Raw genomic sequence first — 22,107 nt, 5'->3', positions numbered from 1 at the left:
GGTGTAAATCGGTGGCAGGCAAATGATCTTGAGCGCTCCTGAGTTATTGCATTGAAATTGGAGTAGGTGCAATCGGTTTAGACCCGTTATCCTCTTCGGTCTTCATTGACCGCTAAGACTGTCGTTGCGAAACGGCGGTGAATTAGGGTGGTACCACGACAACTCTCGTCCCTTATTGCGCAAGCAGTATGTGGATTGAGAGTTTTTTGATTTATTTTAGAGTAAAAACGTGGAAATCGCCCTATTCGCTACACCCTCCTCCTCTACTGCGACACCGCGTTGTTGGAAGGAAGAGTTTTAATGGTTTTAAGGAATGCCTCTTTCGTGAGGTGAAACCTTGACGATATAGATACACATACCTAAGGAGGAAGAAACCATGTACAAAGTGTTAGTGTCGGACCCGATTAGTGATCTGGGAATTCAGCAGCTGGTGGATGCAAATGATGTTGTAGTTGAGAAGAAAACAGGTCTTAGCGAAGATGAGCTTGTTGCAATTATCGGCAATTATGATGCCCTTCTGGTTCGAAGTCAGACTCGTGTAACAGATCGTATTATGACAGCAGGTACAAACCTTAAAGTCATCGGACGTGCTGGCGTTGGTGTAGATAACATTGATTTGGAAGCTGCTACCCAACGCGGTATCATTGTTATTAATGCCCCTGACGGTAATACGATTACGACATGTGAGCATACATTTGCCATGATGATGGCACTGGCACGACATATTCCTCAGGCATATGCCAAAACCATTCAAGGTACTTGGGATCGTAAAACCTTCCTGGGTGTAGAGTTAAGAAATAAAACGCTGGGTGTACTTGGTATGGGACGAATCGGTAGCGAAGTAGCTAAACGTGCCAAAGCGTTCGGAATGGATATCCTGGCTTACGACCCGTTCCTCACTCAAGATCGCGCAGAAAAACTTCAGGTTAAGCTGGCTAGTGTGGATGACATCATTCGCAATGCCGACTTTATGACCGTTCACACACCATTAACACCTGAGACACGCCATATGATTTCCCGCCCACAATTCGAAGTAATGAAAAAAGGTATGCGTATTATCAACTGTGCCCGTGGTGGAGTCGTTGACGAAATGGCCCTTGTAGAAGCAATTGATGGAGGTATCGTTGCTGGTGCAGCATTTGACGTATTCGAGAGCGAACCACCCGCTGCTGATCACCCGTTCCTGAATCATCCTAGCATTATTGTAACGCCTCATCTTGGTGCATCCACAGTAGAAGCACAAGAAAATGTAGCGATCGACGTATCCGAGCAAGTCCTGCATATCCTGCGCAATGAACCGTTCAAAAACGCAGTTAACATGCCTGCAGTAGCCCCAACTGTAATGAACAAACTGCAGCCGTACTTTAAACTGGGTGAAACACTGGGTAGCTTTGCAGCTCAGATCACTCAAAATGCAGTTCAGGAAATTCGGATCGACTACGCTGGAGATCTGTCGGAAGTGGATACTTCGCCTTTGACTCGTTACATTGTAAAAGGTATTCTGGCAAGACATTTAGGCGGAGAAGCCAATATTGTCAACTCCATGCATTTGGCTAAAGTGCGGGATCTCAACGTAGTGGTTAGCCAAACGTCGGCGACGAAAGGATTTACAAATCTGATTACCGTCACACTGGTGACGACTCAGGATGCCGAGGAGCGTCGTGTTGCGGGTACACTGCTCGCCGGTTACGGTGAACGTATCGTGCGTCTGGACAAATTCCCAGTAGATATTGCTCCCGAAAGTCACCAGATTCTGATTTCGCATAATGATAAACCGGGGATTATCGGACGCGTTGGGACTTTGCTTGGAGAGAACGAAGTTAACATCGCCTCCATGCAAGTCGGACGTAAAATCATTGGTGGGGCAGCTATCATGATTCTGACTGTTGACAAAGAAGTTCCAAAAGATGTTCTGGTGCAACTCGCTGCTCTTCAGGAAATCAATACAGCCGTTGAAATCGTTTTGAATTAATTATTGTCGGACTATTCACTCATAAGATAAAAAAGAGGCGAACCCTTATTGGGTCGCCTCTTTTCTATAAACTCAAACTTCTTTTTTAAGATCGTAATTCATGCATTAACTTAATTGAATAATGTTTATTGTAGCTCCTGGTGGAGAGAGGACAGCTGTAGCAACAAGACCAAATAATTGGAACTGTATTGTAGCTCCAGCAGTTACCGTCACAATAAAGTCAGACTGTAACTGACTGAGGGAAAGTAATGGTGAAACTACACTCGCTGGAATTGCTGCCCCGTTAAGTAATATACGGGATTGAATAGCAAGTGCGGCTGTCAGATTTATTTTGTAAGAGATATAGTAACGCCCTGCATTGGCAAGAGTGAAAGTATCATTCGCTCCATTGATGGTTATGCCAGTGCCTATATTTTGGTTGTTTGGTAATGGTATTAGTGTTCCACCCAAAATAACAAGGATGGTTCCATTTGTGTTTTCACCAAAAGCTGAATTAGATGTTACAGAGGTTCCTGTGGCTCCTGTTGCACCCGTCGATCCAATATCCCCCGTAACGCCTGTCGCTCCTGTGCTTCCAGTTACACCGGCTCCTGTGGCTCCGGTAACCCCAGTTGTTCCGCTTGCTCCTGTTGCACCCGTTAAGCCAGTAACCCCAGTGGCCCCGGTTATTCCTGTCTCTCCCGTAACTCCAGTTATTCCAGTTGCTCCTGTTGCACCCGTTAAGCCCGTAACCCCAATGGCTCCGGTTATTCCTGTCTCTCCCGTAACTCCAGTGGTTCCGGTTACACCTGTATCACCAGTTGCTCCTGTTACTCCTGTTACTCCTGTTACTCCTGTTACTCCTGTTACTCCTGTTACACCAACACCCGTAGCACCCGTTACCCCCGCAGCCCCTGTATCACCGGTAACTCCAGTGGCTCCGGTTACACCTGTATCACCAGTTGCTCCTGTTGCACCTGTTACACCAACACCGGTAGCACCCGTTACCCCCGCAGCCCCTGTATCGCCGGTAACTCCAGTGGCTCCGGTTACACCTGTATCACCAGTTGCTCCTGTTGCACCCGTCGCTCCTGTTGCACCCGTCGCTCCTGTACCTCCGGTTGCCCCAGTACTTCCCGTTACACTGACACCGGTGGCTCCGGTTACACCTGTATCACCAGTTGCTCCTGTTGCACCTGTTGCTCCTGTTGCACCTGTTGCTCCTGTTGCACCCGTCGCTCCGGTACCTCCGGTTGCCCCAGTTGCTCCTGTGACGCTCACTCCAGTAGCACCTGTTACTCCCGTCGATCCAGTATCCCCCGTAACGCCTGTCGCTCCTGTGGTTCCAGTTACACCGGCTCCTGTGGCTCCGGTTATTCCGGTTGCTCCTGTTGCACCCGTTACTCCCGCAGCCCCTGTATCACCGGTAACTCCAGTGGTTCCGGTTACACCTGTATCACCAGTTGCTCCTGTTACTCCTGTTACTCCTGTTACACCAACACCGGTAGCACCCGTTACCCCCGCAGCCCCTGTATCGCCGGTAACTCCAGTGGCTCCGGTTACACCTGTATCACCAGTTGCTCCTGTACCTCCAGTTGCCCCAGTTGCTCCTGTACCTCCAGTTGCCCCAGTTGCTCCTGTGACGCTCACTCCAGTAGCACCTGTTACTCCCGTTGATCCAGTATCCCCCGTAACGCCTGTTGTTCCTGTGCTTCCAGTTACACCCGTATCTCCGGTTGTTCCGGTACTTCCGGTTACACCCGTATCTCCGGTTGTTCCGGTACTTCCGGTTACACTGACCCCTGTTGCACCCGTTAAGCCCGCAACCCCAGTGGCCCCGGTTAATCCCGTCGCTCCGGTGGCTCCGGTGATTCCTGTCTCTCCCGTAACTCCAATTATTCCGGTTGCTCCGGTTGCTCCGGTTACTCCCGTGGCTCCGGTGCTTCCGGTTACACTGACCCCTGTAGCTCCAGTTACCCCCGTAGCTCCTGTATCTCCAGTCGCCCCAGTTACACCCGTATCTCCGGTTGTTCCGGTACTTCCGGTTACACTGACCCCTGTTGCTCCGGTTACTCCCGTATCTCCCGTGGCTCCGGTACTTCCCGTTACACCGACTCCGGTAACCCCTGTCGCTCCCGTAGCTCCTACTCCAGCCAGCAACGTATAATCCGGGGATGTTCCCGGCGTTCCCGTTGGCGATGCTACATTTGCAATATACGTACTGCCATCAAACGTTACGACTTGACCCGCTGGATATGTTGGTGCTACTGCCGGGTCGAATGGAACGACGCCTGTCAAACCTGCACCGGTGACTCCCGTTACACCCGTATTTCCGGTTGCGCCCGTTACACCGACGCCGGTTGCCCCTGTCGCACCCGTTGCCCCAGCACCAGCCAGCAACGTGTAATCTGGGGACGTTCCTGGGGTGCCTGTTGGCGATGCGACATTCGTAATATACGTGCTGCCATCAAACGTTACGACTTGACCCGCTGGATACGTTGGTGCTACTGCTGGGTCGAATGGAACGACGCCTGTCAGGCCTGCACCGGTGGCTCCCGTTACACCCGTATTTCCGGTTGCGCCCGTTACACCGACGCCGGTTGCCCCTGTCGCACCCGTTGCCCCAGCACCAGCCAGCAACGTGTAATCTGGGGACGTTCTTGGGGTGCCTGTTGGCGATGCGACATTCGTAATATACGTGCTGCCATCAAACGTTACGACTTGACCCGCTGGATACGTTGGTGCTACTGCTGGGTCGAATGGAACGACGCCTGTCAGGCCTGCACCGGTGGCTCCCGTTACACCCATATTTCCGGTTGCGCCCGTTACACCGACGCCGGTTGCCCCTTTCGCACCCGTTGCCCCAGCACCAGCCAGCAACGTGTAATCCGGGGATGTTCCCGGCGTTCCCGTTGGCGATGCGACATTTGCAATATACGTGCTGCCATCAAACGTTACGACTTGACCCGCTGGATACGTTGGTGCTACTGCTGGGTCGAATGGAACGACGCCTGTCAGGCCTGCACCGGTGGCTCCCGTTACACCCGTATTTCCGGTTGCGCCCGTTACACCGACGCCGGTTGCCCCTTTCGCACCCGTTGCCCCAGCACCAGCCAGCAACGTGTAATCCGGGGATGTTCCCGGCGTTCCCGTTGGCGATGCGACATTTGCAATATACGTGCTGCCATCAAACGTTACGACTTGACCCGCTGGATACGTTGGTGCTACTGCTGGGTCGAATGGAACGACGCCTGTCAGGCCTGCACCGGTGGCTCCCGTTACACCCGTATTTCCGGTTGCGCCCGTTACACCGACGCCGGTTGCCCCTTTCGCACCCGTTGCCCCAGCACCAGCCAATAATATGTAATCAGGGGATGTTCCCGGCGTTCCCGTTGGCGATGCGACATTTGCAATATACGTGCTGCCATCAAACGTTACGACTTGACCCGCTGGATACGTTGGTGCTACTGCCGGATCAAACGGAACAGAACCACCGAGTCCCACACCTGTTACCCCGGTGGCTCCAGTAACTCCGGCCGCTGCTAGCAAAGTATAATCCGGTGAACTACCCGGTGTTCCCGTTGGCGATGCCACATTAGTAATATAGGTACTACCGCCAAATGTTACAATTTGTCCTGCCGGATAACCTGGTGCGAGCGCCTGATCGAATGGAATAGAGCCCGTAAAACCTGCCCCTGTTGCTCCAGTCGTTCCTCCTGACAAAAACGACGTGTAGTCTGGAGAACTTCCCGGTACTCCGGTAGGATCATTCACGTTAACAACATAAAGACTGCCGTTATACGAAACTACTTGACCTTGCACATAGCCAGGTGCCTGAGCTGGATCAAAAACGGATATATCATACAGTCCAACTCCCGGCAGCCCCTGCGCACCTGGTACACCTTGGGGCCCTTGAGGACCTACCGGACCTACCGGACCTACCGGGCCCACTGGCCCAACTGTCCCCCCTGGGCCAGCCGGACCTGGGACTCCGGGAACACCTGGAACTCCTGGAACTCCTGGAACTCCCGGGGGGCCTGGAGGACCGGGTGTTCCCGATGTACCAAATGAACTGGTAGCACGACTCAAGGATACAGATATGGAGCGAATCAATCCGACCAGTTTATCTTTTTCCGCAGGCGGAACTTCCAGAAGCAACGTTATACTTAACAAATCATCGAGCAAATTTTGCAAGTTGCCAGCCAGATTGATGACGGCTACAGGTACAACTTCAGAACCTGCTATAGTTAGTTCCAGAACGGATTGTAACTCCGCTTTCACCCCAGCTCGAAAACCAGAGGTATTAACAAAAGTGAGCAAACTCCGTAAACTGTTTTGCAACGCGAGAATATTAGACGCTGTAGGCTGACTTACAGCTACAGGAATAGTCAATGCCAGTGCTTTCAAAATGGACTCAAACTGCTCCACTTCACTCGATGTAATTGGAATAAACGGTGATCCCGCTCGAAAGGATCTTCCTTCTAAAAAAGCTTTAATATTCACCCTTTTTCTTTCATCAGACATGCCTAATCCACTCCTCCTCTAACTTCTTCGCTTTTCAAGCTTATGTTTCATAAGAGGTAAAATTATCTTGGACACCTTTTTGATGCAAAAAAAGTGAACATACTTGTTCCACGTTGAACAAGATTAAACGGTACTGTTCAACAAAAAAAGCACCCTCAGCATGAGGGTGCTTTCGCACTTTTTGTATGAATTCGGGCTATTTCGAAGAATCCACAGGAAATTGTAAAATAAACTCTGTACCTTCGCCAAGTACACTATTAACGATAATGGTACCGTGATGTGCATCTACAATATTTTTTACAATTGCGAGCCCCAGCCCTGTACCGACACTTTCACCCCGAACACGAGCCTTATCTGCTTTGTAGAATCGTTCAAAGATGAATGGCAGATCAGAAGACGGAATGCCTACGCCCTCGTCTTTTACAGTCACTTTAGCTAGAGGTGTCCGGATATCGGATAACAGCTCTGCAGATATGACAACATTTTTGCCTGAGGGAGTATGCCGAAACGCATTATCCAGCAAATTTGTAAATACCTGTTCAAGCCGGTCCTCGTCAGCCTGGTGAAGTTCAATCGAAGTCTGTTTGCACTCAAACCGAAGATGGATATCCTGTTCTTTGGAACGTACAGAGAACTTTCTATAGACACGCTCCAATAGTTCAATCAGATCCACTTCCTTCACGGCCATATCCGTATGACCCGCTTCCATTCGCGCAAGATCAAGCAGATCTTTAACCAACCTGCCCATACGCAAAGACTCATCATGAATCACTTGAATTAATTCTTCACTTTCTTCCGGAGAAGCCGCCATCCCATCCAAAAGAGCTTCACTGTACCCTTGCATCATGGATAGCGGAGTACGTATTTCGTGGGATACGTTGGCGACAAAATCACGACGCATCTTCTCCAGTCGCACTTCCTCCGTTACGTCACGAAGCACAGCTACCGCGCCTCGTACGACACTATCCGCATACAAAGGTGCCATCTGAACAGACCAGACGCCCTGCTGCACATGCACGTTAGAGTTCTGATCGACACCTTGCTCCATCACCATTTTGAACAAAGGAACAAGTGGTTCCGGTACCTCTCGTGAAGAATTCACAGAATTATCCAAACCCTGTCCCTCATCCATCTGTGCCCAATCCAAATCACACCAAGCCTGCATGATTTTCTCACCAGGAGGGTTTGTCAAAATAACTTTTCCCTCACCGTCGAATGTCACTACGGCATCGGTCATGCTTCGGAGCACGCTTGCCAGATGTTCTTTCTCATGGTTAAGGTTGCGAATGTTATCTTCCAGCTGTGCAGCCATATGGTTAAATGTATTACCTAATTCTCCAATCTCATCGCTTGTTACAAGGGAGAGACGCGTACCGTAGTTACCTTTCCGAATCGCATTGGCTGCCTGAATTAACTGCTGCATCGGCTGCGTAATTTTCGTGAAAAGAAACAGCGCAAAAAAGGTCGTTAAGCTGAATCCGATAATACAAACATACGTGAACAAACGTTTGATATCTCTCGACTCAGACTCCGCAAAATTCGTATCAATATACGGCAGCAAAAAAAGACCCAATGCTATGAGTACACAGCCCACAAGGCAAATAATCGTAATCCATAACTTCCCGACCAGCGATCTCCAGAAACTAAAACTACTTCGGTACTTCCAGTTTATAACCCACACCCCACACCGTCGTAATCATCGCCGCTGATTCTGGCGAAACCTTGTTTAACTTCTCGCGAAGACGCTTCACATGTGTATCCACAGTACGAAGATCACCAAAGAATTCATAATTCCATACATCCTTCAGCAGCTCTTCTCTGGAGAAAACTTTATCTGGAGATGTCGCAAGATAATGCAACAGTTCATATTCTTTCGGTGTTAGACTGATCTCCTCCCCACCCGCAGTTACGCGGTGAGCATCATGTTCGATGACCAAATGAGGAAATACGATATTGTTGCTTGAATTACTCTCCTTGGACAGATATGCTGTCGCAGAAGAACGACGCAGAATTGCCTTCACCCGGTAAATCACTTCACGTGGACTGAACGGTTTAACGACATAATCATCTGCTCCAACTTCAAAGCCCTGAACGCGGTTGATTTCTTCACCTTTTGCAGTAAGCATCAAAACCGGAGTTGATTTCACCTGACGCAAACGGGTACATACTTCAACGCCGTCCATGCCCGGCAACATCACATCAAGCAAAATCAGACCATAGTCACCAGCAGTTGCTTTTCGCAGCGCAGTTTCCCCATCCTCTGCTTCATCGATTTCATAACCTTCTTTTTCGAGATACATTTTCAAAAGCCGTCGGATTCTTTCCTCATCATCCACGACTAGTATACGGTTCTCATGTTCAGCCATTCCACTCCAGCCCCTTTGCAATAACTCCTCATCACTTCTATTATGTTCGATCTGGCGAACAATATTTGAATGCCCCATTGGACGTAGGGGCTTACGTATGTGTTTCATGGATTTCTCTCGGGAACTTCACGAAACTACCTATCCTAGTCTGCCCCTGCGTAAGAATGCAACCCGGCGATAATCAAGTTCACACCAACGAGCGTAAACATAACGACCAAAAATCCAAGTACTGCAAGCCAGGCAGACTTGCGGCCCTGCCAGCCTCTGGACAAACGCAAATGCAGGTACACACTATAATATAACCATGTTATCAGTGCCCACACCTCTTTGGGGTCCCATCCCCAGAAGCGGCTCCAGGCAATCTGAGCCCAAATCATAGCAAAAATTAACGCTCCCAATGTAAATATCGGGAATCCGATAGCAATTGCGCGATAACTAATCTCGTCGAGATCGTCGGCATCAATGCCGTCCAGCATCGGCTGCAGAGCTTGTCCAAGCGGTCTTCTTACAATTAAACGAATAAGTCCATATAAGATCAGCCCTACAATCAAAGACCAGACCACCGTATTCAGTTTGCGCCCAGCATTAACTCCGTTCATCCAGGAAGGTGTTTCAAGTAAAGGTTCCTTCATGCCAAGAAACGGTTTTATGCTCTCCACTTCGCTATTATAAGGTGCAAAAATAGGAGGCATACGATAAATCACTTTCTCTATTGTACTATTTTCCTGTACCTCTGTGTCAATGCTCGTGGTTTCCTGAACAAAAACCGCCTCATATCCGGAAGCACGGAAAGCAAATACCGAACCGATAAACCCAACCACAACGACGATAGTGATTAATGTAAACTCAACCCATCCTCGCTGGCGTCTGGATGACTTATCCTTGCCACTGAAGTCGACCGTGCGTAACAAGTACATGAATCCTGCCGCAAAGCCTACGGCGAAGAATGCCTCGCCAAGTGCAGCCAACGTCACATGGATCTTGAGCCATATCGATTGCAAAGCAGGGATCAGCGGCTGTACTTCCTGAGGAAATACGGCTGCATATGCCATAATAATGATGGTTAGTGGCAATGCAAACAGTCCTAGCAACGACTTACGATATATGGCGTAAACTACAATAAATGCGACCATAATCATCATGGATAAAAAACTCATAAACTCATACATATTACTTACGGGTATATGGCCTGCTCCAGCCCAGCGTGTACCAAAGAAGATAAGATGTGCAGCTAGTGCAACCGTTGATGCAATAAAGGCTCGTTTTCCCCATCGTTCTACATGAGCTTGCGGGTCACGATTACTCCATTTTTTGCCCATGACGGCAACGCCATATAACATAAATGCGGCACAATATAGAAAAAAAGATACGATAAATGCGTCGCTGCTGAAATCCAATAAACTCATGTTTGGTTCCCCCCGTTATCCAACGACTTCTCATCCACTTCCACATTCATATGTTTTAACACAGCTGCAACCTCACGCCTAAATCCAAACCAGTTTTTGTTCGTATGGCCGCCTAGGGTGAGTTGTCCATTATCAATCCGAATCCAAATACGTCGGTGGTGCCAGTAAAAGCCCATAACCAGACCCAACATAACGATTCCTGCCCCAACCCATACAAAAGGCATGGCCTTATCAATACGGATATTGAGGTAACTCACGGATTGAATAATGTCCACCTTATCCATGCTGTCAACCTCCAGCTGCAAAGGAATGGCTCCTCCATTCAGCTGTTCGTTAATTGCATCCTGTTGAAAACGCTGTTTATCGATCTGCTTCGCAAAATACAAGTACTGCATTCCCTCTTTAGGTAAATTGGGTCCCTTGATATTAAATAGAAAGGCGGGCGCATTCGGTGAAGGAGACTTTGACTTAGGTTCTCCATTTTCATCCAGCCCAAAATCCATATATTTTTCTTTTACAGTCAGGTTATAAGGTCCAGCTTCGAACGTTCGCTGTGTATCTACCATAGCAATTTGGATTGCTCCGTATTTCTCACCTGTCTGAGCATTGACCAAATCAGGCGTTACCGAACGAATCGTTGGTGTCAGATCATAATCAAACTGATATGCTTTCAATCCCTTGTAATTCAGTGGATGATTCACTCGAACATCATGTCGGTCCACCTCGGTCAATTGAGGTTTTTTCGAAGGATCAGAACAATCTGCCGTACATTCGTACAACACCACTTTGGTTTCAAACAGTTTTGGAACGGTTTTGTTCAAATTACGGAACTGTTCTGGAACCTCATCTTCACTGTAAAACTCAACATTAAACTGTTCATTTTTCAAATACATGGAGGTATTCGGTATTTTCTTGATCTCACCTTCGGGAAAAGCAACATGCTCATCCAGATTGAGCCCGGGAAGTCCTCGGGCAAGTACTGCGAGCAGAAAGATAATCAAGCCGATATGGATAACATAAGGTCCCCAGCGACTGAATCGCTGCTTCTCAGCCAGCAATGCACTACCCTCGGTATGCACACGGTAACCTTTCTTTTTAAGCGGCGTAACCGCTTTCTTAATCCAGTCTTCTGATGCCTCATCTATGGAGCCTTGGTACACCAGTCGCTGGCGTGTAAGAAACTGCATGTGTTTGCGTATTTTCTGTTTATTCAGCGCTTTGTACAGTGGAAGTACCCGGTCAAGACTGCATATGACCAGTGAGGCACCGATCAGCACCAGTAGCAAAATAAACCACCAGGATTCATATGTATGGGATAGACCCAGCAGATAATAGATATGACCCAATTGACCGTATGTGTCCTTATAATATACGGATGGATCAATATTCAGAAATGTACTTTCTTGTGGATAGATCGTGCCCAGCATGGAACCTACAAGCGTAAACACAATCATGTAAACAGCAATTTTGACCGATGAAAAAAAGTTCCATATGCGGTCAATGATTTTGGGATTCGTACGCTGCGAACGACGGGCCATGCCATCATAACGCATTTCCAATACTTCATCCGATTTGACCTCGGCCTCCAGCAGCGGCTTGCCGCATGCTTCACACAGTACAGTGCCCACCGGATTTTGGTGTCCGCACTCACATTTCGTATTTTGGAACACGACTAGACCTCCTGTCAGGGCTGTTTCGCCAATTGTGAAATTTGAGCGTCAAGTGTGTCCAAATCAAGTTGACCGATATGAATGGTGGAGATTTTACCCGTGTCGGAGACAAAAAATGTCGTTGGCATCGGAGATATACCGAAATCCCGGATCGAGTTTTTGTCACGGTCGAGCATAATCGGAAACGTAACGCCCACCTGTCGAACAAAATTTTCCACGGTCATCTGGTCTTCCCCAACATTGATACCAACAAATTGCACACCCTGGTCCTTCCATTTGTCCGCTTGAGCTTGTAGCGCAGGCATCTCTTTGACACAAGGCTCACACCAAGTTCCCCAGAAGTTGATTACCATGGCTTTGCCTTTGTATTCCTCAGACGTATGAACTTGTCCATCCAGGCCCAGCAGTTCAAAAGAAGGAGCCTTGTCCCCTTCTTTTGGCTTGCCATTCGAGCCGGATACCGATGTAGTAATCGCATATCCGCCCAACACCAGGATCAATAACAAAATGACGATTTGCACCGCTCTTCTTGATTTCCCCATGTGCTGCTCCCCTTTTAATTCAGCATTTTGCATAATTTGATTCTAAACGCTCCCGGGTACAAGAATTAGACGATTAAAACCATTTCGATCTAACTCATGCGGATTGAAAGTCGCTCCGGGGATTTATGCAAAAAGCTTGAGTGACTAGCATTCGCATATAACGGTCTTGGACAACTGTGAACATCCTATGAACAATTATAGCGAATTCCGTCACAAAACTGCGGCGCTTTTATGAAAATTATGTGTCCTCACATTACCTTTTTTTCATTTTTTTGGCGGGTTCTGATTTTGCGAGCGTAATCAGGTTGTTGACTTCTTCTTTGGTTAGATTGCGTGTGAGTCCCCGTTTCAGGTTTTGAAGCAAAATGCCACCAAACGAAATCCGTTTCAGACGTGTTACCGGATGGTTAATCGCTTCGAACATACGTCTAACCTGACGGTTACGTCCTTCGTAAATCGTGATGGAGATTACAGCTTCATTGCCTGCCGTATCGACATCCTTGTATTCAACCTCTGCAGGAGCGGTCATGCCGTCATCCAGCATAATGCCTGTCTTTAATTTCTCCAGGGCAGTACCATGGGGAACCCCTTTAACCGTTGCCAGATACGTCTTCGGTACGTGATGCTTCGGATGCGTGAGCAAATGAGCAAATTCACCATCATTGGTCAGAATGAGCAAGCCTTCTGTGTCATAATCCAGACGACCAACGGGATACACACGTTCTTTGACACCTTTAAGATAGTCGGATACAATTTTCCGACCTTCCGGGTCTGAAGCACTTGTGATAACACCCTTCGGTTTGTTCAACATCATGTACACTTTCTTTTCACTGCGGATCGGTTTACCATTAACCGTAATCATATCCTCTTCGGGGTTCGCTTTCGTACCCAGTTCGGTTACGACCTCCCCGTTAACTTCTACTTTGCCGGACAGGATCAGTTCCTCGCTCTTGCGGCGGGATGCAATGCCTGCCTGTGCGATAATTTTTTGTAATCTTTCCATGTTTGTCATGTCACCTCACACTAATGATACCCATCAAGGCCGGAAATCACAAGGATAATCCATCGATTTTGTTAACGCAGGGGTTGTAAAGACCTTTTAAGCTGCATTTAGCTATAAATTCAGTCCAAAAAAGCTCACCCTCTCACTGCCTGTATGCGACAGGAGCGTTAAGGTGAGCCGTTCAATTTCAACCGTATGTAACCAATGCAATGTGAATAAGGTTAGCTGGATACTTTACCTGCAACAACGACCTGTTTTTTTCCAGGGGATTCACTTTCTTTAATGAAGGATTGCAACGTTTTGGAAGTAATATAATAAGTACGTCCTCCGTATACAAAGGTCATCATGCCAATAACCCGATTGTTCTGATCCAGAACAGGGCCACCTGAATTGCCTTGTGCCACTGATTTTACGATACTGCCAATGCCCTTCTTGCCTGGAACGTCCGAATCCTGTGAATTAAATACTCGGCTTTTGGCGATTGTATTGAAAGTTGAAGGGAATTGTTCGTCCAACAGCACAAGTTCCCCGGCGGAATTTTTAGGAAAACCGATGGTATAGACGATTTGATTATCTTTCGCATTTGCAAACGTCACCGGTTGTGCGTCGATTTCTTTGTCCAGCTTCAGCAATGCCATATCTGTCACCGGATCTGTTTTAACGATTTTCGCTTTAACCGGCTTGTCCAGATGACCTGGGCTTGCTACAGTAAGTGTGCCTTCATCCCCATCAGACAGTTCAGCATAATCCTGAATGACATGATAGTTGGTTAGCACCTCATCCTTGGAGATCAGTATGGATGTACCTACATCATAATATACTGTATCGGGTTCATCCTGCTTGACCAGACGTACGTTCACAACTGGAAAAGAATCCGCTGTAACGGCCAACTGAGCACGTAACTGTTTATCGAAGTAACCTGTAAAATGAATCGTATTAACGGCTTGAGCCGCAGCCAATCCCGTCTGTCCTGCAAGCAACGCAATGGCAAGCATGCCTGACATCCCAAAGCGGAGCATTCTTTTCCAACTCTTTTGCATGGTTCTCACTCTCCTCCGCTTTCATTCTAGCATAATTCGTATATCGGAAGGAGAGGGCATATTTTTTACCCAAATACAATTAAACAAATGACCAAGGCAGCAATGAAACCAACCACATCGGAAAACAACCCAACTTTGAGCGCATATCGACCATTACGTATACCTACCGCTCCAAAATAAACTGTCAATACATATAGTGTTGTATCCGTACTGCCTTGAATCGTAGAAGCCATGCGGCCAATCATCGAGTCAGGACCATACGTTTTGATCAGATCTGTCGTAAAAGCAAGCGAGCCTGTCCCGGTCAAAGGACGCAAAATACCGAGTGGCAATACTTCTCCCGGAACCCCCATCCAGGACACAAGTGGTGCGAATAGACTGATCACATAATCCAATGCACCGGAGGCACGGAATACACTGATCGCTACCATCATGCCTACCAGATGGGGAATAATGCTGATTGCCGTAGAGAAACCATCTTTGGCCCCATCAACAAAAGACTCGTAGACCGGGACCTTTTTGGTAAACGCATATAATGGAACAAACGCGATGATAACCGGAATGGCCCAGACGGAAATCCAGTTGATGAAGGTTAACAACGTTGCTCATCCTTTCATACCGGGATTATCACTTTTATGTACACGCGGCGGCCTGTGAAGTGCCCTGTTTCGGTACCAGCGATCGGCTACGATGGCTGCAAATGTTGCAATAATGGTTGCCATTAGCGTTGTGCCTACAATTTCCGTGGCGTTCGCGGAATGATAATTAAGACGAATAGCTATCAGGGTTGTCGGGATAATAGTGATACTCGCCGTATTCAGAGCCAGCAAAGTACACATGGCAGGGGAAGCCGTTTGTTTATCCGGATTCAGCTCTTGCAGCTGCTGCATGGCTTTGATCCCCATTGGGGTTGCCGCATTGCCTAGGCCGAGCAGATTGGCACTCATGTTGGATAAAATATAGCCCATAGCTGGATGATTCCGCGGAACATCCGGGAACAGAAAGGCAACAACCGGACCCAACAGCTTCGCAATTCGGCCCAGCAGCCCGGCATCCTCAGCCATTTTCATCATGCCCATCCAGAACACGAGCACACTGATCAGCCCAAAACATACCGTTACTCCGGTTGCTGCTCCATCAAAAGCCGCCTGTGTAACAATTTCAATTTTGCCTTGTGCTGCTGCAAAAGCAAAGCCGGTTACAATCATGAGAAGCCAGATTACATTGATCAAAGGATAACCCTCCCCTCATTATGGAGATAACAAATGGCTTAATACTGCACGCCATGCGGAAGCCCAGGTAGAAATTTCACCAATCCCCCCCAGAGTTGCATCCTCTGCCTTCGGCTCCGGCGGAATATAACTTCCTTTGCGATACACAGGAATAGAACCTACAAGTTTTCCGTCAAGCTGCATATCAATTCGACCGGCCAGTCCAAAGGAAGGATCTGTCGATGTTGCATCTCCCTTCGAACCCTTCTGGGCACGGTTTTCGAGTAAAATCAGCTTTTTCGCCAATGAGGCTGTCTCACTCTTCGCCAGAGGATAGGTGAACCCGCGACCTGTGACTACATCCGTGTTCTGTACAGGCTGTTCCTTTTTTGCAATTTCCACCAAAGGGAAGTTTTCAAAACCGAAATCCAGCATGCGAGCATGGTCATTCCAGTCATCGCCGTCGTTCAGGGTTACCGCAGCAAGCTGTTGTCCATTGCGAGTAGCCGAGCTGACGAGACAACGGAACGCCTTTTTGGTATATCCGGTCTTTACGCCATCGGCTCCCTCATACAACCGCAGCATTTTATTTTTGTTTTGCCAGGAGTACTGCCAGCTCTCATTCGGATTTGGAGCTGATTTGTTCTCTGTAGCTACAATTCGTTTGAAAACCGGATTCTTGAGCGCATACGCGGTTAAGCGTGCCAGATCATTGGCGGTAGAGTAGTGACCGTCTGCATCAAGTCCATGGGGATTCATAAAATGGGAATGCGTCAGACCCATTTGCTCTGCCTTTTTGTTCATTAACAGCACGAAACCTTCTTCAGATCCACCGACATGTTCAGCAATCGCCGAGGCCGCATCGTTGCCTGATCGCAGCATCAGCCCATACAGCATATTTTCCAGCGTCATTTCTTCACCCAGCTTGAGATAGATGGACGAGCCTTCTTTGGCAAAAGCCGAAGAAGTTACCTTTACTTTGTCATCCAGTTTACCGTGTTCAATCGCAACAATTGCTGTCATGATTTTGGTTAAGCTGGCAATTCTGAGTTCCTTATCCCCATCCTTGCTGTACAATATTCGGCCTGAAGTCACATCAATGAGAGCAGCGCTTTGCGCATGGTTTGAGGGGCCAGGTATGGTTCCCTGGGCTTCAGCAAGCCCAATAGAGGGAAACAGAAACAAAGGTACAAACATACACGCCATAAATTTCATTAATTTTCGCATCGATTCATTCCTCCGGGTCACTTGGAATCTTGTACTAGCTTATGTCTGGACAACCCGAAGTATGTCCCAGTGTTAGAAAACAGCAAAAATCCCTCTCGCATGCGCTGCGGAAGGGATTTTAGACGAATCATTTAGCTGTACGTAGAAGGATCAGGTGTGACAGGAATACCGGACTCGGCAGATTGTGCTGTATTACGATTGCGGAACATGTCCTGAATTCTGTCCATCACATACGGTGTGGAATCGATCAGTTTCTCAAACAGATGCGTTGAGTTGTCAAGCGGCACGATATGAACGCCCTGTTTGCCAACTACCAGGAATGCGATAGGACGAATGGATACGCCGCCCCCACTTCCTCCTCCAAATGGTGAGGCAACTGATGCGGAGCTGGCATGCTCAGTAGTACTGTTTCCGCTGCTACCACCGTTTCCACCTTTGCTGCTTCCATCACTCACATGAAAATCACTGCCACCCGCAGCGAATCCGAATCCTACTTTACTGATCGGCAAAATTACGGTACCATCAGGTGTTTCAACCGCATCGCCCACGATTGTATTGACATCCACCATGGCCTTGATATTTTCCATTGCGGTTTCCATTAAGCCTTGAATTGGATGATCTGACATTTGAATTCCCTCCAGTTTCAATTTAAGCTAGGTTTGAGCTAACCATATCATCCCCAAACTTGTAGGGACTTATGTAAGCCAGCCATTTAACTAAACCTCAATACTTCAAACCGCTGACTCGGCAAAATAAAACCAGGCAGTTGCAAGCAAACTGTAGAAAATTGTCGCATACTCGGCTTCACTTTAACTACCGAATAGATCCAGCCAAGAGCCATTGTTCCACTCGCACCCGCAATCATTTTCATGAAAGCTAAATAACACGGAACAATACATGCACTCATATGTGCGATTTACTGTGTTGTTTCTTGAGCTTTAGTTTGCGTCTGCGACGTTGTTCTTGTAGGAGTTTGAACCACATCCGCCATCCTCCCTCAACTTGAAGCACTCGGGTTAACAACGTAAGTCCTGCGATCATGACTGCTGAGATCCGGATCTTTAGTTTCCAATCCAGCTCGGTTTGGAACTCCATCTCGTCTTCCCACACCGGCACAACTTGTAACTTTGGCGTTTGTTCAAAACGGATTTGATAAGAGAGGTATCCAATGATGATCGACTTGATACTCCACACCCAACCTATGAGAACAGCCGTATATGCTGCATCGCCGACGCCAATGCGAGTGGACCAGGACCAGTGAGTCATATGTACACGAGTGAGCGTTTGCTTGATCCAGAGCTTTAATGCTTCCGTTGCCCTGAGCATGATCTTTACATCCTTAGCCCATTTTTTGACTTTACGTTTGTTAACACGCTCGTTGCTCTGGGCTTCGCCCCTCGAATGATTCATTCGCTGCTCCGTCTTCACAAGGAAACCTTCCTTCATATTCCGAAAGACGATACTAGGAATTTCATAGTTAATACGCACAATGCCATATAGCAGACGAACCGTAATCTTGGCATAATCATCATGATTGTGTTTCCTGAATGTAAAATGCACATGAACATACGAGATGAGGACTGCGACAAGAAGCAGTGCGATCAACAAGCCGATTCCTCCAAGCCAAATCCACACAGGCCTTACCTCCAAGCCCTCAATTCTTTTCTCGTCTAGTATGACACTCTATATAGGAAAAAATTCACGTCTGACCTGAAAATTCCATTTAATCTTTGCACAACCACCTTGTAATACATTCCGTTTACCACGTCAAAAAAACCGGCCCTCCGACAGGGTACCGGTTTTGGATCGATCCAGACTGCAAAGTTATGAGTTCAAAGGATCATCTTCGTTATTAATATCGTTTGCATTTGTATCATCTTCAAGATTTGTATTATCAAGATCCAGATCCACATGCTGCACATCCAATTTTTCAAAAAGCAGCTGTGTTTCTTCCTCCAGGTTCTCGGAATCTTCAAACAACCCTGGCTCAGGCAGATCTTTGAGCGAAGCCAAGCCAAAGTAATCCAGGAAGGACTTGGTAGTGCCATATAGAATTGGGCGTCCAATGGCCTCAGCCCGTCCCACTTCCTGAATGAGATCCTTGTTCACAAGGGTATGAATGGCACGTTCGGATTTTACGCCACGGATCTCCTCAATCTCCACCCGCGTGATAGGCTGACGATACGCCACAATAGCGAGCGTCTCCAAAGCCGCCTGGGATAAAGAGGTACGTGCAGGTGAATAAGCCAATTTCTCAAAATAAGCTGCATGTTCCGGTAATGTCCCCAGTTGGACTACCCCTGCAATTTTAAGAATTTGTACGCCTCGTCCCTGCTTGGCAAATTCAGCGATCATTTCCTCGATCGCATCCGATACCAGTTCGGCTCGCTGATCCACGATCTCGGCGATTTGTTTGATACTCAGACCTTCTTCTCCGGACAAAAACAGCAGGCCTTCAATAATCGATTTCAATTTCGGAAAATCCATGATTCTTTGTTTCCCCTCTCCACTCCATAACGATATCCTCAAACATCCGCTCCTGATAACAGACAATCTGCTTCATCTTCATCAGCTCCAGCACCGCCAGAAAAGTTACGACAATCTCATGCCGATAAATTTGGTTATCCAGCAGCTTGGAGAATAACAGCCTGCCCCCCGGTCCCATACTTTCCAACGCGCCGATAACATCGCGAATGCGATCCTTAACCGAGATTTCATCCCGCTGGATCCGAGTTACGGTTGTCCGCTTCTCCGCCTTACGCAGCGCCTTCTGAAAGGCTGCAATCAGATCAGAGGTATGCAAACCCTCTACCGGATTCGATTGTGCTTCTACAGGCATATACGGCCGCAAATCCTCGGGCTCTTTGGAGAAAATAAGGCTGCGTTCCCACTCCCGTTCGTGCAAGTGACGCGCAATTCCCTTGTATTTGCGATATTCAATCAGACGTGCAATCAGTTCGGCACGTGGATCATAATCTTCATCTTCCATATATGCATAATCCTCAAAATCCTCGATTACCGGTGGTTTGGGCAGTAATAGTTTGCTCTTGATTGACAGCAATGTTGCTGCCATTACCAAAAATTCACTCGTAATATCCAGCTCCAGCTCCTGCATCGAATGCAGATACGCCATATATTGATCGGTAATATCGCTGATGGGAATATCCTGGATATGAATCTCTGCCTTATCGATCAAATGAAGCAGCAGATCCAAAGGCCCTTCAAAAGTCTCCAGTTTGTATGTAACTACCGTCACTAGACGAATCCTCCCGCCAGAAAAATAAAAACCCCCGCTAAGCCGCCGAATCCGGTCTCCCGTTTTCGTCTGCGCAGAGCAGGGCACTATATTAAATAAGCACTATTTTAGCTGTTTCGTCAAGTTCGCCATTTCAATCGCGGCAGTAGCTGCATCCCAGCCTTTGTTTCCTGCCTTTGTTCCAGCACGTTCAATGGCCTGTTCAATATTCTCTGTTGTAACGAGGCCGAAGATTGTAGGTACGCCTGTTTTCAGGTTAATTGCGGCTACACCCTTAGCCATCTCATTACACACATAATCATAATGTGTTGTTGAACCACGGATAACCGTCCCCAACGTAATGACTGCATCATATTTTCCACTTTCAGCCATTTTTTGTGCAATCAACGGGATTTCAAAAGCTCCTGGAACCCACGCTACATCCACTTCATTATCTTGTACACCGTGACGTTTGAACGCATCCAGTGCTCCGCTGAGCAATTTGCTTGTAATGAACTCGTTAAAACGTCCTACAACCACTCCATATTTTAATCCTTCTGATACCAAATGTCCTTCAAAAAAGTGTGGCATTCAAGTCATCTCCCTAATTGTATTATATGATGTATGCAGCTGATCTTCGGCAAATATTTCACTTATTTAACTCAGAAAAGCTACTCAGTTTTTTTCTTCATTCTGCTCGATATCGTCGAACTTTAGCATATGGCCGAGTTTTGCCTGCTTCGTGTGCAGGTAAACCGTATTATCCTCGTTCTCTTCCATCTGAATCGGAACTCGTTCCACCACTTCAAGTCCGTAACCTTCAAGCCCTTTAATTTTGCGTGGATTGTTGGTTAACAAACGGATTTGACGAACGCCAAGATCCTTGAGAATTTGGGCACCAATGCCGTAATCTCGAAGATCGGCAGCAAACCCAAGCTTCAGATTGGCATCCACGGTGTCCAGACCTTCTTCTTGCAGTTTGTAGGCTTTGAGCTTGTTGATCAGTCCAATGCCTCGTCCTTCCTGTCTCATATAGAGCAGGACGCCATTGCCTTCGTCATGGATCTGTTTCAAAGCTGCATCGAATTGTGGACCACAGTCACAGCGATGGGAATGGAAAACATCCCCTGTGAGACATTCGGAGTGTACGCGGACCAATACAGGCTTCGAACCATCAATTTCGCCTTTAACCAAAGCAACATGCTCCTTGTTGTCCACCGCATTGGTGTAGGCCACCGCCTGGAATTCACCAAAGTCCGTTGGCATACGTACAGCTACTTCGCGTTGAACCAGCTGTTCCTTCTCATTCCGGTACCGAATCATATCCTGAATGCTGATTAGCTTCAGATCATGCTTGCGGGCGATCTCCTGTAGATCCGGAAGTCTGGCCATCGTGCCATCTTCCTTGATCACTTCACAGATTACACCTGCCGGATAGGAACCGCACATAATGGCGAGATCTACAGCCGCTTCCGTGTGGCCCGCGCGTCGTAGCACACCGCCATCTTTAGCAATAAGTGGGAACATGTGGCCCGGCTTGCGGAAATCTCCGCTTTTCGCTTCGGGATCAATTAGACCCTTAACTGTAATGGAGCGTTCATGAGCCGAGATGCCCGTTGTGGTATCTTTATGATCTACAGAGACGGTAAAAGCCGTCCCATGAAAGTCCGTATTTTGCTGGACCATAGGTTTCAGGTTGAGTTCATCGGCACGTTGCTGCGTAATGGGAACACACACCAGACCTCTGCCTTCGGTAATCATGAAATTGATCACTTCAGGTGTAGCCTTTTCCGCCAAAGCGATAAAGTCACCTTCATTCTCCCGATCCTCATCATCCACCACAATAACCGGTTTACCCTGCATGAGATCGTAGATGGCTTCCTCAATAGAATTCAGAATGGATTTCTCTGACATAGGTCCCCCTCCAGTATC

At 47.7% G+C, this 22,107-nt stretch carries 18 protein-coding genes and 1 other annotated feature (1 of these 19 running past the window's edge); of the genes, 1 reads left to right on the top strand and 17 read right to left on the bottom strand.

Translation table 11 applies throughout. The features are described 5' to 3' along the window. Positions 1 to 176, top strand: a binding site (T-box leader) (it extends 55 nt beyond the left edge of the window). A 200-nt stretch (positions 177 to 376) separates the two neighbouring features. Beyond that, positions 377 to 1,972: a phosphoglycerate dehydrogenase gene (serA, locus tag HW560_RS17265; RefSeq protein ID WP_090900660.1), complete on the top strand. Its 1,596-nt coding sequence runs from the start codon at positions 377 to 379 to the stop codon at positions 1,970 to 1,972. 105 nt (positions 1,973 to 2,077) lie between these two features. Here serA and HW560_RS34240 read toward each other — a convergent pair whose 3' ends face one another. The 17 genes from HW560_RS34240 to HW560_RS17180 all read right to left on the bottom strand — a co-directional run bounded on the left by HW560_RS34240 (position 2,078) and on the right by HW560_RS17180 (position 22,089). Then, positions 2,078 to 6,475: a BclA C-terminal domain-containing protein gene (locus tag HW560_RS34240; RefSeq protein WP_179264040.1), complete on the bottom strand. Its 4,398-nt coding sequence runs from the start codon at positions 6,473 to 6,475 to the stop codon at positions 2,078 to 2,080. A gap of 196 nt (positions 6,476 to 6,671) precedes the next feature. Then, entirely contained in the window at positions 6,672 to 8,156 is a 1,485-nt protein-coding gene (locus tag HW560_RS17255) for an ATP-binding protein (protein ID WP_305729131.1), read from the bottom strand. Next, the gene (locus tag HW560_RS17250) at positions 8,125 to 8,841 is read right to left on the bottom strand and encodes a response regulator transcription factor (protein ID WP_017687664.1); all 717 of its coding nucleotides are present in this window, start codon (positions 8,839 to 8,841) and stop codon (positions 8,125 to 8,127) included. The genes HW560_RS17255 and HW560_RS17250 overlap by 32 nt, the downstream gene beginning before the upstream one ends. A gap of 143 nt (positions 8,842 to 8,984) precedes the next feature. Next, positions 8,985 to 10,247 carry a cytochrome c biogenesis protein CcsA gene (gene ccsA / locus HW560_RS17245; RefSeq protein ID WP_179264038.1) on the bottom strand — a complete coding sequence of 421 codons (1,263 nt, stop codon included), beginning with the start codon at positions 10,245 to 10,247 and terminating at the stop codon, positions 8,985 to 8,987. After that, on the bottom strand, positions 10,244 to 11,917 hold the full coding sequence (locus HW560_RS17240; protein ID WP_090900672.1) for a cytochrome c biogenesis protein ResB: 1,674 nt from the start codon (positions 11,915 to 11,917) through the stop codon (positions 10,244 to 10,246). The genes ccsA and HW560_RS17240 overlap by 4 nt, the downstream gene beginning before the upstream one ends. Positions 11,918 to 11,931: 14 nt before the next feature. Then, positions 11,932 to 12,459, bottom strand: coding sequence for a redoxin domain-containing protein (locus HW560_RS17235; protein WP_063568320.1), 528 nt, complete (start codon positions 12,457 to 12,459; stop codon positions 11,932 to 11,934). A 253-nt stretch (positions 12,460 to 12,712) separates the two neighbouring features. After that, complete coding sequence (locus HW560_RS17230) at positions 12,713 to 13,462, bottom strand: pseudouridine synthase (RefSeq protein WP_024634051.1); 750 nt, start codon at positions 13,460 to 13,462, stop codon at positions 12,713 to 12,715. 221 nt (positions 13,463 to 13,683) lie between these two features. Beyond that, on the bottom strand, positions 13,684 to 14,502 hold the full coding sequence (locus HW560_RS17225; protein WP_090900675.1) for a S1 family peptidase: 819 nt from the start codon (positions 14,500 to 14,502) through the stop codon (positions 13,684 to 13,686). Positions 14,503 to 14,567: 65 nt separating this feature from the next. Beyond that, positions 14,568 to 15,101, bottom strand: a complete 534-nt coding sequence (locus tag HW560_RS17220; RefSeq protein WP_062324415.1) for a spore maturation protein — start codon at positions 15,099 to 15,101, stop codon at positions 14,568 to 14,570. Between the two features lie 6 nt (positions 15,102 to 15,107). Beyond that, a complete protein-coding gene (locus HW560_RS17215) occupies positions 15,108 to 15,710 on the bottom strand; it encodes a nucleoside recognition domain-containing protein (RefSeq protein ID WP_371129172.1) in 603 nt (200 codons plus the stop codon). Between the two features lie 42 nt (positions 15,711 to 15,752). Beyond that, on the bottom strand, positions 15,753 to 16,940 hold the full coding sequence (locus HW560_RS17210; RefSeq protein ID WP_090900681.1) for a D-alanyl-D-alanine carboxypeptidase family protein: 1,188 nt from the start codon (positions 16,938 to 16,940) through the stop codon (positions 15,753 to 15,755). 131 nt (positions 16,941 to 17,071) lie between these two features. Then, a complete protein-coding gene (gene ytfJ, locus HW560_RS17205; protein WP_090900684.1) occupies positions 17,072 to 17,566 on the bottom strand; it encodes a GerW family sporulation protein in 495 nt (164 codons plus the stop codon). 277 nt (positions 17,567 to 17,843) lie between these two features. Further along, positions 17,844 to 18,575, bottom strand: a complete 732-nt coding sequence (locus HW560_RS17200; RefSeq protein ID WP_090900687.1) for a DUF2953 domain-containing protein — start codon at positions 18,573 to 18,575, stop codon at positions 17,844 to 17,846. Between the two features lie 189 nt (positions 18,576 to 18,764). Next, a complete protein-coding gene (gene scpB, locus HW560_RS17195) occupies positions 18,765 to 19,427 on the bottom strand; it encodes an SMC-Scp complex subunit ScpB (protein ID WP_090900690.1) in 663 nt (220 codons plus the stop codon). After that, on the bottom strand, positions 19,396 to 20,196 hold the full coding sequence (locus HW560_RS17190; RefSeq protein ID WP_024630942.1) for a segregation and condensation protein A: 801 nt from the start codon (positions 20,194 to 20,196) through the stop codon (positions 19,396 to 19,398). Before HW560_RS17190 ends, scpB begins: the two co-directional genes overlap by 32 nt. A 102-nt stretch (positions 20,197 to 20,298) precedes the next feature. Continuing rightward, positions 20,299 to 20,766, bottom strand: coding sequence for a 6,7-dimethyl-8-ribityllumazine synthase (gene ribE, locus HW560_RS17185; protein ID WP_062324408.1), 468 nt, complete (start codon positions 20,764 to 20,766; stop codon positions 20,299 to 20,301). An 84-nt stretch (positions 20,767 to 20,850) separates the two neighbouring features. After that, positions 20,851 to 22,089: a bifunctional 3,4-dihydroxy-2-butanone-4-phosphate synthase/GTP cyclohydrolase II gene (locus tag HW560_RS17180; RefSeq protein WP_090900693.1), complete on the bottom strand. Its 1,239-nt coding sequence runs from the start codon at positions 22,087 to 22,089 to the stop codon at positions 20,851 to 20,853. Between the last annotated feature and the right edge of the window lie 18 nt (positions 22,090 to 22,107).

The sequence above is a fragment of the Paenibacillus sp. E222 genome (genome assembly GCF_013401555.1).
In the GTDB taxonomy this organism is placed as follows: domain Bacteria; phylum Bacillota; class Bacilli; order Paenibacillales; family Paenibacillaceae; genus Paenibacillus.
Note: the sequence above shows the minus strand (reverse complement) of the source record. Positions and strands in the feature narration are given on the sequence as shown.

What these genes read in the sequence shown, in the direction of transcription:
- serA (WP_090900660.1), top strand. Translation starts at nt 377, where the DNA reads ATGTACAAAGTGTTAGTGTCGGACCCGATTAGTGATCTGGGAATTCAG.
- HW560_RS34240 (WP_179264040.1), bottom strand. Translation starts at nt 6,475, where the DNA reads ATGTCTGATGAAAGAAAAAGGGTGAATATTAAAGCTTTTTTAGAAGGA.
- HW560_RS17250 (WP_017687664.1), bottom strand. Translation starts at nt 8,841, where the DNA reads ATGGCTGAACATGAGAACCGTATACTAGTCGTGGATGATGAGGAAAGA.
- ccsA (WP_179264038.1), bottom strand. Translation starts at nt 10,247, where the DNA reads ATGAGTTTATTGGATTTCAGCAGCGACGCATTTATCGTATCTTTTTTT.
- HW560_RS17235 (WP_063568320.1), bottom strand. Translation starts at nt 12,459, where the DNA reads ATGGGGAAATCAAGAAGAGCGGTGCAAATCGTCATTTTGTTATTGATC.
- HW560_RS17230 (WP_024634051.1), bottom strand. Translation starts at nt 13,462, where the DNA reads ATGGAAAGATTACAAAAAATTATCGCACAGGCAGGCATTGCATCCCGC.
- HW560_RS17225 (WP_090900675.1), bottom strand. Translation starts at nt 14,502, where the DNA reads ATGCAAAAGAGTTGGAAAAGAATGCTCCGCTTTGGGATGTCAGGCATG.
- HW560_RS17215 (WP_371129172.1), bottom strand. Translation starts at nt 15,710, where the DNA reads ATGATTGTAACCGGCTTTGCTTTTGCAGCAGCACAAGGCAAAATTGAA.
- HW560_RS17210 (WP_090900681.1), bottom strand. Translation starts at nt 16,940, where the DNA reads ATGCGAAAATTAATGAAATTTATGGCGTGTATGTTTGTACCTTTGTTT.
- ytfJ (WP_090900684.1), bottom strand. Translation starts at nt 17,566, where the DNA reads ATGTCAGATCATCCAATTCAAGGCTTAATGGAAACCGCAATGGAAAAT.
- scpB (WP_090900690.1), bottom strand. Translation starts at nt 19,427, where the DNA reads ATGGATTTTCCGAAATTGAAATCGATTATTGAAGGCCTGCTGTTTTTG.
- ribE (WP_062324408.1), bottom strand. Translation starts at nt 20,766, where the DNA reads ATGCCACACTTTTTTGAAGGACATTTGGTATCAGAAGGATTAAAATAT.
- HW560_RS17180 (WP_090900693.1), bottom strand. Translation starts at nt 22,089, where the DNA reads ATGTCAGAGAAATCCATTCTGAATTCTATTGAGGAAGCCATCTACGAT.